Annotated in this window: 12 protein-coding genes; 5 read left to right on the top strand and 7 right to left on the bottom strand. The window is 62.8% G+C overall.

Annotation, left to right across the window (positions count from 1 at the left end; genetic code table 11):
* Positions 1-3: 3 nt before the first annotated feature.
* Both CO670_RS14710 and CO670_RS14705 read left to right on the top strand, forming a co-directional pair.
* Positions 4-531 carry a DUF4142 domain-containing protein gene (locus CO670_RS14710; protein WP_097590899.1) on the top strand — a complete coding sequence of 176 codons (528 nt, stop codon included), beginning with the start codon at positions 4-6 and terminating at the stop codon, positions 529-531.
* A 48-nt stretch (positions 532-579) separates the two neighbouring features.
* Positions 580-975, top strand: a complete 396-nt coding sequence (locus CO670_RS14705; protein ID WP_097590898.1) for a DUF2934 domain-containing protein — start codon at positions 580-582, stop codon at positions 973-975.
* Between the two features lie 127 nt (positions 976-1102).
* On the opposite strand, the gene CO670_RS14700 is transcribed toward CO670_RS14705, so the two are convergent.
* The 7 genes from CO670_RS14700 to CO670_RS14670 form a co-directional block, all read right to left on the bottom strand.
* Positions 1103-1867 carry a FadR/GntR family transcriptional regulator gene (locus tag CO670_RS14700; protein WP_097590897.1) on the bottom strand — a complete coding sequence of 255 codons (765 nt, stop codon included), beginning with the start codon at positions 1865-1867 and terminating at the stop codon, positions 1103-1105.
* Between the two features lie 24 nt (positions 1868-1891).
* The gene (locus CO670_RS14695; protein ID WP_097590896.1) at positions 1892-2956 is read right to left on the bottom strand and encodes a four-carbon acid sugar kinase family protein; all 1065 of its coding nucleotides are present in this window, start codon (positions 2954-2956) and stop codon (positions 1892-1894) included.
* Positions 2953-3945: an oligopeptide/dipeptide ABC transporter ATP-binding protein gene (locus tag CO670_RS14690; protein ID WP_097590895.1), complete on the bottom strand. Its 993-nt coding sequence runs from the start codon at positions 3943-3945 to the stop codon at positions 2953-2955. The genes CO670_RS14695 and CO670_RS14690 overlap by 4 nt, the downstream gene beginning before the upstream one ends.
* The gene (locus CO670_RS14685; RefSeq protein WP_097590894.1) at positions 3945-4952 is read right to left on the bottom strand and encodes an ABC transporter ATP-binding protein; all 1008 of its coding nucleotides are present in this window, start codon (positions 4950-4952) and stop codon (positions 3945-3947) included. The genes CO670_RS14690 and CO670_RS14685 overlap by 1 nt, the downstream gene beginning before the upstream one ends.
* On the bottom strand, positions 4949-5908 hold the full coding sequence (locus CO670_RS14680) for an ABC transporter permease (protein ID WP_064829551.1): 960 nt from the start codon (positions 5906-5908) through the stop codon (positions 4949-4951). Before CO670_RS14680 ends, CO670_RS14685 begins: the two co-directional genes overlap by 4 nt.
* Before the next feature lie 2 nt (positions 5909-5910).
* Complete coding sequence (locus CO670_RS14675; RefSeq protein ID WP_097590893.1) at positions 5911-6867, bottom strand: ABC transporter permease; 957 nt, start codon at positions 6865-6867, stop codon at positions 5911-5913.
* Between the two features lie 129 nt (positions 6868-6996).
* The gene (locus CO670_RS14670; protein WP_097590892.1) at positions 6997-8634 is read right to left on the bottom strand and encodes an ABC transporter substrate-binding protein; all 1638 of its coding nucleotides are present in this window, start codon (positions 8632-8634) and stop codon (positions 6997-6999) included.
* A 328-nt stretch (positions 8635-8962) separates the two neighbouring features.
* Between CO670_RS14670 and CO670_RS14665 the strand changes: the two genes are divergently transcribed.
* The 3 genes from CO670_RS14665 to CO670_RS14655 all read left to right on the top strand — a co-directional run bounded on the left by CO670_RS14665 (position 8963) and on the right by CO670_RS14655 (position 12558).
* The gene (locus tag CO670_RS14665; protein ID WP_097590891.1) at positions 8963-9868 is read left to right on the top strand and encodes a dihydrodipicolinate synthase family protein; all 906 of its coding nucleotides are present in this window, start codon (positions 8963-8965) and stop codon (positions 9866-9868) included.
* Positions 9869-9879: 11 nt separating this feature from the next.
* The gene (locus tag CO670_RS14660) at positions 9880-11067 is read left to right on the top strand and encodes an exo-alpha-sialidase (RefSeq protein ID WP_097590890.1); all 1188 of its coding nucleotides are present in this window, start codon (positions 9880-9882) and stop codon (positions 11065-11067) included.
* 357 nt (positions 11068-11424) lie between these two features.
* Positions 11425-12558, top strand: coding sequence for an iron-containing alcohol dehydrogenase (locus tag CO670_RS14655; protein WP_097590889.1), 1134 nt, complete (start codon positions 11425-11427; stop codon positions 12556-12558).
* Positions 12559-12575: the final 17 nt, after the last annotated feature.

Here is a 12575-nt window from a genome sequence, read left to right as displayed (position 1 = left end):
CCGATGAAACGCCTTGTTATCGCTTCGCTAGCCCTTTCCCTTGCAGTCCCCGCCTTCGCTCAATCCGCCGCCGAAAAGACGGGCGTCAACTCGCTGATCGGCGTCCCGCCGAAAACCGAGGATTTCGTCCAGGAAGCGGCCGCCAGCGACATGTTCGAAATCGCATCCAGCAAACTCGCCGCTGAGCGCGGCGACGATGCGACGAAGGCCTTTGCGCAGCAGATGGTCGCCGATCATCAGAAGACCAGCGACGAGCTCAAGGCACTGGTGTCGAGCGGCAAGGTCAAGGCAAGCCTTCCGAGCGCCATGACATCGGAGCAGCAGAGCATGCTCGACAAGCTGAACGGCCTGCAGGGAGACGATTTCAACAAGCAATATCACGCGGACCAGGAATCTGCCCACGAGGACGCCGTCGATCTCTTCAAGCGATATGGCGACGAAGGGGACAATCCCGAGCTGAAGGCCTGGGCCGCCGCCACCCGTCCCGCGCTGGAGCATCATCTTGAGATGGCCAAGGAGCTGAACAAATGAACGGTAGGGCCGCATAGCTCGGCGATGATGAGCCGGCAGGAGGTAACGATGATCGATGACGACGCCAGAAGGATCAGAGCCTACAGGATCTGGGAGAGCGAGGGCCGCCAGGACGGCCAGGCCCTCGCGCACTGGTATAGGGCAGGCGACGAGACGGCGGAGCCGGCAGGAAATATGCCTGAATATGTCCGCTATGCCGCCGGGGCGGCACCGGCCGGCTCACTGATCATCAAACTCTATCGCTCGAGCGACCAAATCCGGGGATATGTCCGCGAGGTCGCCGATACGGACCAAAATGATATGATATTCCCCGGCGAGGAAATGGAACCTGACGCTGCGTTTCAGTTGGCCGAATCCCATAGGCGCAACAGTACCAATCCCCTCCTCGTCGAGCTTGTCGAAGGCGTCGAATGGGATCCGTCCTGGGGTCGCCTCGATTATTGACTCTCGGATGAAGCTCGATCCGCATCGGACCGGCTGATCTCGATCCGAAAACGACGCACGGCATCTTCAGGCATCCCGCGCCGGCAACGCTCGTTCGCCGAAGAAACTGCGCCCGCCCTTGCGAGCTTCAGAACGACAGGTCGAGCACCCTGCCCTCGAACAGGCGGTCGCGGGAACCTTCGAGATGCGCTTTCATCAGCCGTTGCGCATCGTCGGCGCGGCCGTCGGCGATCGCCTTGTAGATGGCGTTATGTTCTTCATAGACCTGTTCCAGCCCTTGCCGTGGCCCGAGCAGGGAGAGGCCATGGAGATGCATGCCGACGGCGATATGGGCTTTCAGCGCATCGATCGAGGCGGTGTAATAATGATTGTTGGCCGCTTCCGTCACGGCGCGATGGAAGCTGAAATCGGCGTCGGAGCGGTGAAGCTGGTGGCTGGTCGCCTCGCGCAGATCCGCGAGCGCGCTGGCGATTTTCTGGATCGCCTGCTCATTGCGCCGCTTGGCGGCGAAATAGGCGGCGGCCGGCTCTATCGTCAGACGGAATTCGTAGCAGCGCTGGATATCGGCAATGGTCTTGACAGGCGAATAGGCGAGCTGCGTGGTCGGCGAGCCATGGGCGCTGACGAAGGTGCCGGCGCCTTGCCGAGCATAGACCATGCCCTGGTCGCGCAGCCGCGCCAGCGCATCGCGGACGATTGGCCGGGAAACGCCCAGCATCGAGGCCAGCTCGTGTTCGCCGGGAAGGCGTGAATCCGGCGGATAGTTTCCGCCGCGAATGCGCTCGAGCAGCTGGTCGAAGACACGATCGACCAGCTTGACGGCCTTGCCGCGTTCGGGCTTGCCCGGCGGGCCGGCTTCCGCGTTCAAAGATTCGCCATTTGCTTCAACCACGTCATTCTCCCCGACGGTATCCTACTAGGCCGCCTGATTCCGAAGAACCAGTCTTAGCAAACTATCGGGCGTGCCGAAGCCCCCCGACTTGACGGCGCACCGAAAATGCCGCCCGTCAGCGGCCGTGACATCGAACCAGGGAATACCGGCTTCGATCTCGCCCTTCGGCACCAGCACGCTGACCCCGAGCGCACGGAAAACGGCAAGTGCGGTATCGCCGCCGCCGACCATCAGCATATCGGCCTTCGTATCGTCGATGACAATCCTGACGCCTTCCGCAAAGCGGCTGGCGACGAGCCCGGCATCGGCCGCCATGTCGCCGGTGCAGCGCAGCAGCGCCGGCAGCGCCAGGCCCTCTCCGCATTCGAACTCGCCCATCGGCGCGTCCACCACCATGCGCAGGGAACCCGAGGCTTCGAGCCGGTTCATCTGGACCTCGGTAATCGGATCGCGCGAGCCGAAGGCAAACAGCGTGCGCGGGGTCGCGGCAAATTCCGATGCCGGCCAGCCCGCTTCGCCGAGCCAGCGGGCGAGCGCCGCGCCGAGGCCGCGCGCACCGACCGCAAGCGACTTTTGCCAGTCATGGCCTTCGGCGATCTGGTCGAGATCGTTATCGTCTTCTGCATCGGCAACGACGACATTGTCTGCGCCACGGCCCTCGAACAGCCTGGCGATCGGCAGCGGCTTGTTGACGCCACGCCCGATGACGCAGCCTCGGTAGGTCAGGCGCTCCTGATCGGGAATGGCGGGCGCCACGAGAATAGTCTTCAGGCCAAACACATCCGCCAGTGCCAGGCTTTCGGCCGCGACATTGCCCTTCAGCCGGGAGTCGATCTTCTTCATGATGACGCCGGGCTTCACGTCGCGAAATATCCTGGCCGCCGATCGGACCCTGTCGGCGGCCTCACGCTCGCCAAGGGCGCGCGAGGCGGTGTTGACGACGACGACATCGCAGCCCGTGGCAACCGCATCCTGCGCCGCCTCGATATCGACGGCGACCGCGACCGAAAGGCCGGCCGCGACGAAGGGCGTGCCGGTATCGAGCGCCCCCGTCAGATCGTCGGCGATGATCGCGGCCTTCAGCGTCATGCGATCTCTTCCGTATTGACGGCGTGGCAGGCGACGAGATGGCCGGGCTTGGCCTCCTTCCAGACGGGTATGACCTTGCTGCAGACATCCATGGCGATCGGGCAGCGCGTGTGAAAACGGCAGCCGGATGGCGGGTTCAGCGGGCTCGGCACATCGCCCTGCAGGATCTGGCGCTGGCGGGTGCGCTCATGTTCTGGATCGGTCTCCGGGACGGCCGACAGAAGCGCTCTGGTATAGGGATGCAGTGGATTGTCGAAGAGCTCCTCGCGGGTCGCCAGTTCGGCGAGCCGCCCGAGATACATGACGCCGACACGGGTGCTGATATGGCGCACCACCGCGAGGTCATGGGCGATGAAGAGATAGGTCAGGCCGTATTTCTCCTGCAGATCGAGCAGGAGGTTGATGATCTGCGCCTGGATCGACACGTCAAGCGCCGAGATCGCCTCGTCGCAGACGATGAATTTCGGCTGGCAGGCGAGCGCGCGGGCGATGACGACGCGCTGGCGCTGGCCGCCGGAAAGCTCGTGCGGGTAACGCTGGGCGAAGCGCGTGGGCAGGCCGACATCCGTCAGCAGCATCGCCACCTTCTCCTTGAGTTCAGCCTTGGTGCAGAGCTTGTGAAACAGAATCGGCTCACCGATCGCCTCGCCCACGGTCATGCGCGGATTGAGCGTCGAATAGGGATCCTGGAAGACGATCTGCAGGTCGCGGCGGAAGGGCCGCATCTGCTTCTCGTCGAGCGTGGCGAGATCCTGTCCCTTGTAGACGACCCTGCCGCTGGTCGCCTTGTAGAGATTGAGGATGGTGAAACCGGTCGTCGATTTGCCGCAGCCGGATTCACCGACGAGGCTCAGCGTCTCGCCTTCCATGATGTCGAGATCGACATTGTCGAGGGCATAGACGGTGGCCGAGCGTTCGCCGAAGGCCCCGAGCTTGACGTGGAAATGCTTGACGAGGTTTTCGACCTTGAGCAGCGGTTGCGCAGCCATCACGCGGCCTCCTGCATTCTCTGGACGACGAAACAGGCGGCACGATGGTTGCTGCTGCCGCTCAAGGGTTCGAGCCGCGGCACCTTCTCGTGACAGATCGCCTCGACGAGCGGGCAGCGCGGCGCAAAGGGGCAGCCCTTCGGCCGGCGACCGGGCTCCGGCGGCGTGCCGCCGATCGAGGAGAGCCGGCTTGCCGGCGGATCTGACAGTTTCGGGATCGAGGAGAGCAGGCCGCGCGTATAGGGATGGCTCGGGCGGGCATAGAGTTCGTCGACCGGTGCGTCCTCGACCACCGTGCCGGCATAGAGCACGGCGACGCGATCGACGAGGCCGGCGATCAGCGCCAGATCATGGGTGATCCAGACGACCGACATGCCGAGCTTGGCGCGCAGATCCTTCACCAGATCGACGATCTGGGCCTGGATGGTGACGTCGAGCGCCGTGGTCGGCTCGTCGGCGATCAGGAGCTTCGGGTTACAGGCAAGGCCGATCGCGATCATCACGCGCTGGCGCATGCCGCCGGAAAGCTCATGCGGGAAGGCTTGCAGCCGCTCTTCCGGGCCGGGAATGCCGACGAGCCGCAGAAGCTCGACGGCGCGGGCGCGGGCCTCCGCCTTTTTCATTTTACGATGATAGATCAGCGGCTCGCAGATCTGGTCGCCGACACGCATGACCGGATTGAGCGACGTCATCGGATCCTGGAAGACGAAGCCGATATCGCCGCCACGCACCTTGCGCAGCTCGCCATTCGACATCGTCTGCAGGTCGCGGCCGTCGAAGCTCGCCGTTCCTTTGGCGACCTTGATCTTGTTCGGCAGGAGCCGCATCAGGCTCAGCATGGTGAGGCTCTTGCCGCAGCCGGATTCGCCGACGACGCCGAGCGTCTCGCCCTTGTCGACATGGAGGTCGATGCCGTCGACGACGACGGCCGGGCCGTTGCGGCTGTCGATCTCCACGGTGAGGTTCCTGACGTCGAGCAGGCGTTCTCTGTTTTGCGTGTCCATCATTTGCTGCCCCGCGGATTGAGCGCGTCGTTGAGACCGTCGCCGAGGAAGCTGAACGCAACCGAGGCAAGGCCGAGCACGGCCGCCGGAGCGGCGAGAAGATGCGGATAATGCTGCCAGACGCGAAGGCCGTCCGAGATCATGTTGCCCCAGCTCGGCGTCGGCGGATTGACCCCGACCCCGAGGAAGCTGAAGGCGCTTTCCAGCACCATCGCCGTGCCGAGACCGGCGCTGACCGAGACGATCAGCGGCCCGAGTGCATTCGGCACGACATAGCGCTTGATGATGACCCAGTTCGACAGGCCGAGCGCCTGGGCCGCGGTGATATAGGGCCGGCTGCGGATCGACAGAACCTGGGCGCGCACCAGGCGGGCATAGGGCGGCCAGGAAATCAGCGCCATCGACCCGAAGACGAGGATGAAATCCACCCAGATCGTCTGGCGGTAGAAGGGATTGAGGGTCTCGAGGTAGCGCGCTTCCATCCATCGGGTGATCGGCGATTTCAGCGAGGCGTTGATGACGACGACGAGCAGCAGGTTGGGGACCGACATCGTGACGTCGGTCAGCCACATGATGGCGCGGTCGAAGGGATTGCCGAAGAAACCGGCCACCGCGCCGAGGGTGAGGCCGATCAGCACGGCGAAGAAGGTGACGATAACGGCGACGAGGAAGGCGGTGCGCGTGCCGAAGACGACGCGGCTGAAGACGTCGCGGCCGAGATCGTCGGTTCCGAAGAGGTGACTCATCGACGGCAGCGCGTTGCGGGCGTTGAGGTCCTGGCTGAGATAATCATAGGGCGTGAGGTAAGGCCCGAAGATCGCGGTGAAGGCGAGGATCAGGACGACGATGAGGCCGAAGACGGCGAGCTTGTTGCGCCGCAGCCGATGCCAGGCGTCGCGCCACAGGCTGACCGGCGGCTCCTCGATGGTCTCGGTGGTGGAAAGAGGGATTGCGGACATGGTCAGCGGCTCCTTCTTGAATCGTTGGCGCGCGGATCGAGCAGCGGATAGAGCACGTCCACCAGGAGGTTCGACACCATCACCAGGAACGATCCGATCAGCGTGATCGCCAGGATGACGGGATAATCGGAATTGATCAGCGCCTGCACCGTCAAGCGGCCGAGGCCGGGCAGGCCGAAGACGAGTTCGACGAAGATGGCGCCGTTGACGATGGTGATCATGATCAGGCCGAGCTGGGTCACCACGGGCGTCAGCACCGGCCGCAGGATATGGCGCAGCGCCACGACGATCTCCGGCACGCCCTTGGCGCGCGCGGTGCGGACGAAATCTTCCGACAGCACCTCGATGACGGCGGCGCGCGTCTGGCGCACGATCAGCGCGATCGGCTGGAAGGAAAGCACGATCAGCGGCAGCAGGATGCGGACATCGAAGACCCCGCCCCAGCCATAAGGCACGCTCGTGCCCGGCAAGAGCACGATGAGGCCGACCATCAGCAGCGGACCGGCGACATAGGCCGGGATCGCCCAGAGGAAGAGCGCCGAGCCCAGAATGGCATAGTCGAGGCGCGAATTCTGGTTCAGCGCAGCGATCATGCCGAGCGGGATCGCGACGACGGCCGTCAGGATAATGGAACAGAGGGCAAGCTGGAAGGAGACGGGGGCCGCGGCCGAGACCATCGCCCAGACGGCGCGGCCCGATGTCAGCGAATTGCCGAACTGGCCGTGCAGCAGGTTCCAGATGTAAAGGCCGAATTGCTCGATGAAGGGCCGGTTGAGACCCGCGCTTTCGCGGATGGCCTCGATGCGCTGCGGATTGTAGGCGACGTCGCCCGGCGCGCGCAGGAAGATGAGCTTGATCGGATCGCCGGCGCCGTAGAAAGCCAGCGCGTAGACGGCCAGCATCACCACGAGAACGGACGGAATCCAGATGGCGAACCGGGTTAGCACGTAGCGCAGCAAGGCCACCTCCCACCTGTTGTACGATGCGTTCCCGCCCTTGCAGAAGCGGCGGATCGCATCTCTTCTTGAAACTTGCGCGAAGGCCTTGCGGCCTTCGCGCGCTTATTGCCAGGAGACTATCGTTCCGGATCAGCCGATGGAGATGTTCCAGGGTTCGGCGATCTGCCAGTCGAGGTTCTTCTCCATGCCCTTGACCTCCTTGGTGGCCCAGCGCGACATCGCCTGAGAATACCATGGAATGAAGGCCCAATCCTCGCGGAACGCCTTCTGGGCCTCCTGGGCGAGAGTAACGCGCTGCGGATCGTCCGCAGCCTTGGTCGCCGCTTCGGCAAGAGCGCTGTCGACCTTGTCGTTCTTGTATCCGCCGAGCTTGTTCTGCGCGTTCGACGAGGTCGAGGCGATGCTACCCGCCAGATAGGAAACGGCATCGGGAACGCGGGTGCCGACGTCGTCGCGGAAGATCTGGACCGAGTTTTGGTCCGGACCGGCATAGGCGTCCTGCTGCGGCTTCATGTCGACGGCCGTGATGCCGAGGTTCTGGCGCCACTGCTCGGCGATGAACTGGGCGGCGGCCTGAATGGCCGGCGCCGAGATGCCGACGAACAGAAGCTTCGGCAGGCGCTCGGGCCCGCCATAGCTCGATTCGGCGAGCAGCTTCTTGGCGGCTGCCGGATCATAGGGAAAAGGCTCGAAGCCTGAATTGTCGGCGCCGGGAACCGAATTGAGGATCTGGTCGGCCTTCTTGTGCGGCCCATCCGGATAGGAGGCCTTGAACAGGCCGTCGCGATCGACCGCCATGATCAGCGCCTGGCGCACCTTCGGATCGTCCATCGGCGCGCGCGAGATGTTGAACCAGAAGTGCTGGCTGGTCGGGATCAGCGGGCCGGCCGAGAATTCCGGGCCGAGATCCTGAATGATCGTCGAGGTGACGAGCTCGGTATGGGCGTTGAACTCGCCAGACTTGATCAGCGACGTCGCGGTGACATTGTCCTCGATCGAGGTGATGTCGATGCGGGCAAGCTTCGGCTTCTGCCCGAAGAAGTTCTCATTCGGCTCGAAGGTGATCTTGCCGGCATCGATATCGATGCTCGTCAGCTTGAACGGGCCGGAGAAGACCGGATTGTTCTCCGGCTTGTACCAGTCGATGATTTCCTCGCCGTCGCTGCCGCGCGACTGCGATGCCTTGGTGATCGGCGCGATGTGGTTTGCCAGACGCATGAAGAAGATCGGATCGGCAGCGGCGAGCGTCACCACCACCGTCCCCTCGTCGGGCGTCGCGACACCGGTCAGCTCGTTGCCCGAGCCGGCGGCGATTTCGGCGTAGCCCTTGACCTTGCTCAGCACCTGGTCGGCGCGCTGGCTCTTGGTGTTCGGCATCGAGGCGACTTCCCACGATCCCTTGACATCGGCCGAGGTGATCTTGCTGCCGTCGGAGAAGACGGCCTTCGGATCGATCTTGAAGGTCCAGACCGTGTTGTCGGCCGATTCCCAGCTGGTGAAGACATAAGGCTTGATATTGCCTTCACTGTCGAAATACATCGGCGAAGCCCACCAGATCGAATTCCAGCGGAAGGTCCTGCCGCCGCCGCGCAGCGGCGACCAATCCTGGTCGAAGGCCGGATGCGCGACCTTCAGGACCTGGCCTTCATCGGCCATTACGATACGGGCATTCATTCCGAAGACGGTGAGGCCGACGCCGGCAGCAAGGCCAAGCTTCAGCGCATTGCGACGCGAGATATTGGTTTTATCAGATTGATCAAAAGACATGCGTTCCTCCCACGGTAAATTCGGCAGCGCTCTCCCTGCCCCTTGCCAGGCGCAGCACAATCCGTCCCATATCGTTCTCCCGTTATTGTAAATATGTCAACAAAAAATCGCGTTTTTCAGTCGAACAAAATTTATCATCAAAAATAGATATGTAAAAACAAATAGATAGTTTTTTGGTTTTCAACGAGACCATTTTGTCTTCTTGACAAAAGCGCTGCAATGGAAAAGTTCTTGGCACTCCATCGCGACAGGCGAATGACAAATGCACGCGCAACCGGCCGGTTCGAAGACGGATCGGCAAGATGGGACGCGCCGAAGGGAGGACAGGATGAGCCATCACAGGATCACGGGCGTTTTCAGCGCGGCCGCAACGCCGCTGACCGCAGAGAACAGGCCGGACCTCGCCCTTTTCACCGATCATTGCCGGCGGTTGCTGGCCGAGGGCTGTCATGGTGTGGCCCTGCTCGGCACGACCGGCGAGGCCAATTCCTTCTCCTCCAGCGAGCGCCGTGCCATTCTGGAAGCGGCGCTGGAGGCCGGCATTCCGGCCGACAGGCTGTTGCCGGGCACCGGCGTCGTCGCCATTCCCGAAACCGTGGAACTGACGCGGCACGCCCTGTCGGTCGGCGTCACCAAGGTGGTGATGCTACCGCCCTTCTACTACAAGGGCGTTTCCGACGACGGCCTCTTCGCCGCCTATTCGCAGGTGCTGGAAAAGATCGCCGACACGCGCCTGCAGGTCATCCTCTACCACATCCCGCAGGTTTCGGGCGTGCCGCTCTCCATTCCGCTGATCGGCCGGCTGATTGCGGCCTTCCCCGAGACTATTGTCGGCATCAAGGAATCTGCCGGCGATTTCAATAACATGCAGGCGATCATCGCCGCCTATCCCGGCTTTTCGGTGCTGGCCGGCGCCGATCCGCTGCTGCTGCCGCTCATGAAGGCCGGCGGCGCCGGCTGCATCACCGCAACCTCCAATCTCGTGGCGGATTCGCTGCGCACCGTCTACGACCATGTCCATGACGAGGCGCGCGCCGCCGATGTCGAGGCGGCGCAGGCGCGCATCAACGCCTATCGCACGCTTTCCAACTCTTACGTCCAGATCCCGACCATCAAGGCAATGGTGGGGCTGAAGACAGGCAATCCCGCCTGGAAGCGCACACGTGCGCCGCTGCTGCCGCTCGGCGATGCGGATTATGCCGCGCTCGCCGAAAGCTACGCCAAGCTGCCTTGAGGAGATCCGCCATGAGTTTTACCGGTCTTTCCCCCGAAGCCGTCCCCGCCCTGATGACCGGGGCCATCACCCCTCACCCCACCGTCGTGGGCCGTGCCGATGCCTATCTGCCTTCCCCCTGCATCCAGAACCATGCGGCCAATCTCGCCTTTCTGCCTGACGGCACCCTAAGCTGCGTCTGGTTCGGCGGCACGATGGAGGGCATGGGCGACATCTCGATTTACATGTCGCGGCTGGCGCCGGGGTCGAAGCGCTGGTCCCAGCCTGAAAAGATGAGCGACGATCCGCAGAAATCCGAGCAGAACCCATTGATTTTCAATGCTCCTGACGGAAAGACATGGCTGCTCTATACCTCGCAGAGCTCGGGCAATCAGGACGGTTCCGTTGTCAAATGCCGGATCTCCGATGATGGCGGCCGAAGCTTCGGCCCGGTCCGCATCCTCTGCGACAGCCCCGGCACATTCGTTCGCCAGCAGATCGTCGTCAATGGCAGAGGCGAATGGCTGCTTCCGGTGTTCCGCTGCGTCGGCCTCAACGGCCAGCGCTGGAGCGGCGACGCCGATACGGCGGCCGTGCTGATCTCACGCGACGGCGGCGCAAGCTGGCAGATGCACGACATTGCCGACAGCACCGGCGCCGTGCATATGAACATCCTGCCGCTCGGCGGCGACGAGATGATTGCCTTCTACCGCAACCGTTTCGCCGAAAGCATTCTTTCCAGCCGATCGAACGATGGCGGCAGAACGTGGAGCGCGCCCGAGCCCACCGAACTTCCGAACAACAACTCCTCCATTCAGGCCACGGTTCTGAATGATGGAGGAATCGCAATGGTTTACAACCATTCGAACGCCGCTATGTCGGATGCGCGGCGCCTGTCTCTCTATGACGAAATCGAGGGCGACGACGCCGGCGAGACGGCTACCGCCGTTGCCGATATCCGCCGGAAAGCGATCTGGGGTGTTCCGCGTGCGCCGCTGAGCCTCGCAATATCGAGGGATGGCGGCAGGAGCTTCCCGTATCGGATCGATCTCGATACCGGCGACGGCCACTGCCTCAGCAACAATTCCAAGGATTCGCTGAACCGCGAATTCTCCTATCCCTCGGTCATCCAAAGCGGCGACGGCACGCTCCATGTCGCCTATACCTACTATCGGCGCGCCATCAAATATGTGCGCCTCGAACCGAACGCCCTGCCATAAGCAAGGCAGCGGCCAGCCAATTGTAAACCTGCGTCCGATCAAGACCGAAAGGACGCAGGTAGAGTGGTTTTGACCGACTGAACAGCTGGGAATTGACAACAGGCCCGGCTGGTTGACTGCCAGCGCGATGGACTCCGCTTTTCCTAGGCCAAATGCCCACCCCATTCGGCGAAATTCATATATCTCATTGTTTTATCTAAAAAATAATCGCTAAGACTTTATTTAAGAACTCGCTCAGACAGATATCGAGCGACAAAATTTCAGGCTCTCGGGAATGTCGGCTTGACTTTGACATTACAACTTTACAATAAAGAGAGCGACACTATTGCCGCAAGATCCTGCAGGGAGGACTGGTTCATGGCCAGCTTGGGTTCGCCAATCACGATAATTCGGCCGCATCAGATCGAATTCGGCATCGGCACGGCAGGGAAGCTCGGCAAATGGGCCAGCGAAAGAGGCTATCGCCGCACGCTTGTCATCTCGGATGCTTTCAACGCTTCGCGCATCGACGTGCTCGAACTCAAGGGCGAGGTGACGGTCTTCTCCGAAGTGACGCCGGAGCCGGATACGGCCAATCTCGACAAGGTGCTGGCTGCGGCCAATGCCGCCGATGCGGAGCTGATCGTCGGTTTCGGCGGCGGCAGCGCCATGGATCTGGCAAAGCTTGCCGCCGTTCTTGCCGGCTCGGCGCAGACGCTGCATGAGGTCGTCGGCCCCAACAAGGTGCATGGACCGCGCAAGGCCGGTCTCGCCCAGGTGCCGACAACCTCGGGCACCGGTAGCGAAGCCGGCATCCGCGCGCTGGTCACCGATCCCAAGACGATGGCGAAACTTGCCGTCGAAAGCCTGCATATGCTCGCCGACATCGCCGTCATCGATCCGGCCCTGACCTTCACCGTGCCGGCCCGCACCACGGCTGCCACCGGCGTCGATGCGATGGCCCATTGCGTCGAAGCCTTCACCAACCGCAAGGCCCACCCGATGGTCGATATCTATGCGATCGAGGGAACGCGGCTGGTCGGCAGATATCTCGCCCGCGCCGTCAAGGACGGCAGCGACGCGGAAGCGCGCGCCGGACTGTCGCTCGCCTCGCTTTACGGCGGCTTCTGTCTCGGCCCGGTCAACACCGCCGGCGGCCACGCGCTTGCCTATCCCCTCGGCACGCGCTGGCATGTGGCGCATGGCGCGGCAAATGCGCTGATCTTCCCGCATGTTCTCGCCTTCAACGCGCCCTCGGCTCCGGAGAAGACGAAGGCGGTGATGGCGGCGCTCGGTTATGAGGCTTCGGGCAATACGGCATCCGTCTTCGATGCGGCTTACGCTTTCTGCGCCGAACTCGGCATCGAGATGAAGCTCTCCGGCCTCGGCGTGCCGGAAAGCGATCTCGACGCCATGGCCGACGACGCCTTTGCCATTCGCCGGCTGCTCGATAACAATCCGCGCGATCTCACCCGCGCCGACATTCGCTCGATTTACGCGGCCGCCTTCTAGAACAGGATGATTTTAGG

The sequence above is a fragment of the Rhizobium sp. J15 genome (assembly GCF_002531825.1).
Lineage (GTDB): Bacteria > Pseudomonadota > Alphaproteobacteria > Rhizobiales > Rhizobiaceae > Rhizobium.
This window is presented reverse-complemented; position numbering and strand designations above follow the sequence as displayed.

Coding starts and splice junctions, on each gene's coding strand:
- CO670_RS14710 (WP_097590899.1), top strand. CDS start 4: ATGAAACGCCTTGTTATCGCTTCGCTAGCCCTTTCCCTTGCAGTCCCC.
- CO670_RS14705 (WP_097590898.1), top strand. CDS start 580: ATGATCGATGACGACGCCAGAAGGATCAGAGCCTACAGGATCTGGGAG.
- CO670_RS14695 (WP_097590896.1), bottom strand. CDS start 2,956: ATGACGCTGAAGGCCGCGATCATCGCCGACGATCTGACGGGGGCGCTC.
- CO670_RS14690 (WP_097590895.1), bottom strand. CDS start 3,945: ATGGCTGCGCAACCGCTGCTCAAGGTCGAAAACCTCGTCAAGCATTTC.
- CO670_RS14685 (WP_097590894.1), bottom strand. CDS start 4,952: ATGATGGACACGCAAAACAGAGAACGCCTGCTCGACGTCAGGAACCTC.
- CO670_RS14680 (WP_064829551.1), bottom strand. CDS start 5,908: ATGTCCGCAATCCCTCTTTCCACCACCGAGACCATCGAGGAGCCGCCG.
- CO670_RS14670 (WP_097590892.1), bottom strand. CDS start 8,634: ATGTCTTTTGATCAATCTGATAAAACCAATATCTCGCGTCGCAATGCG.
- CO670_RS14665 (WP_097590891.1), top strand. CDS start 8,963: ATGAGCCATCACAGGATCACGGGCGTTTTCAGCGCGGCCGCAACGCCG.
- CO670_RS14660 (WP_097590890.1), top strand. CDS start 9,880: ATGAGTTTTACCGGTCTTTCCCCCGAAGCCGTCCCCGCCCTGATGACC.
- CO670_RS14655 (WP_097590889.1), top strand. CDS start 11,425: ATGGCCAGCTTGGGTTCGCCAATCACGATAATTCGGCCGCATCAGATC.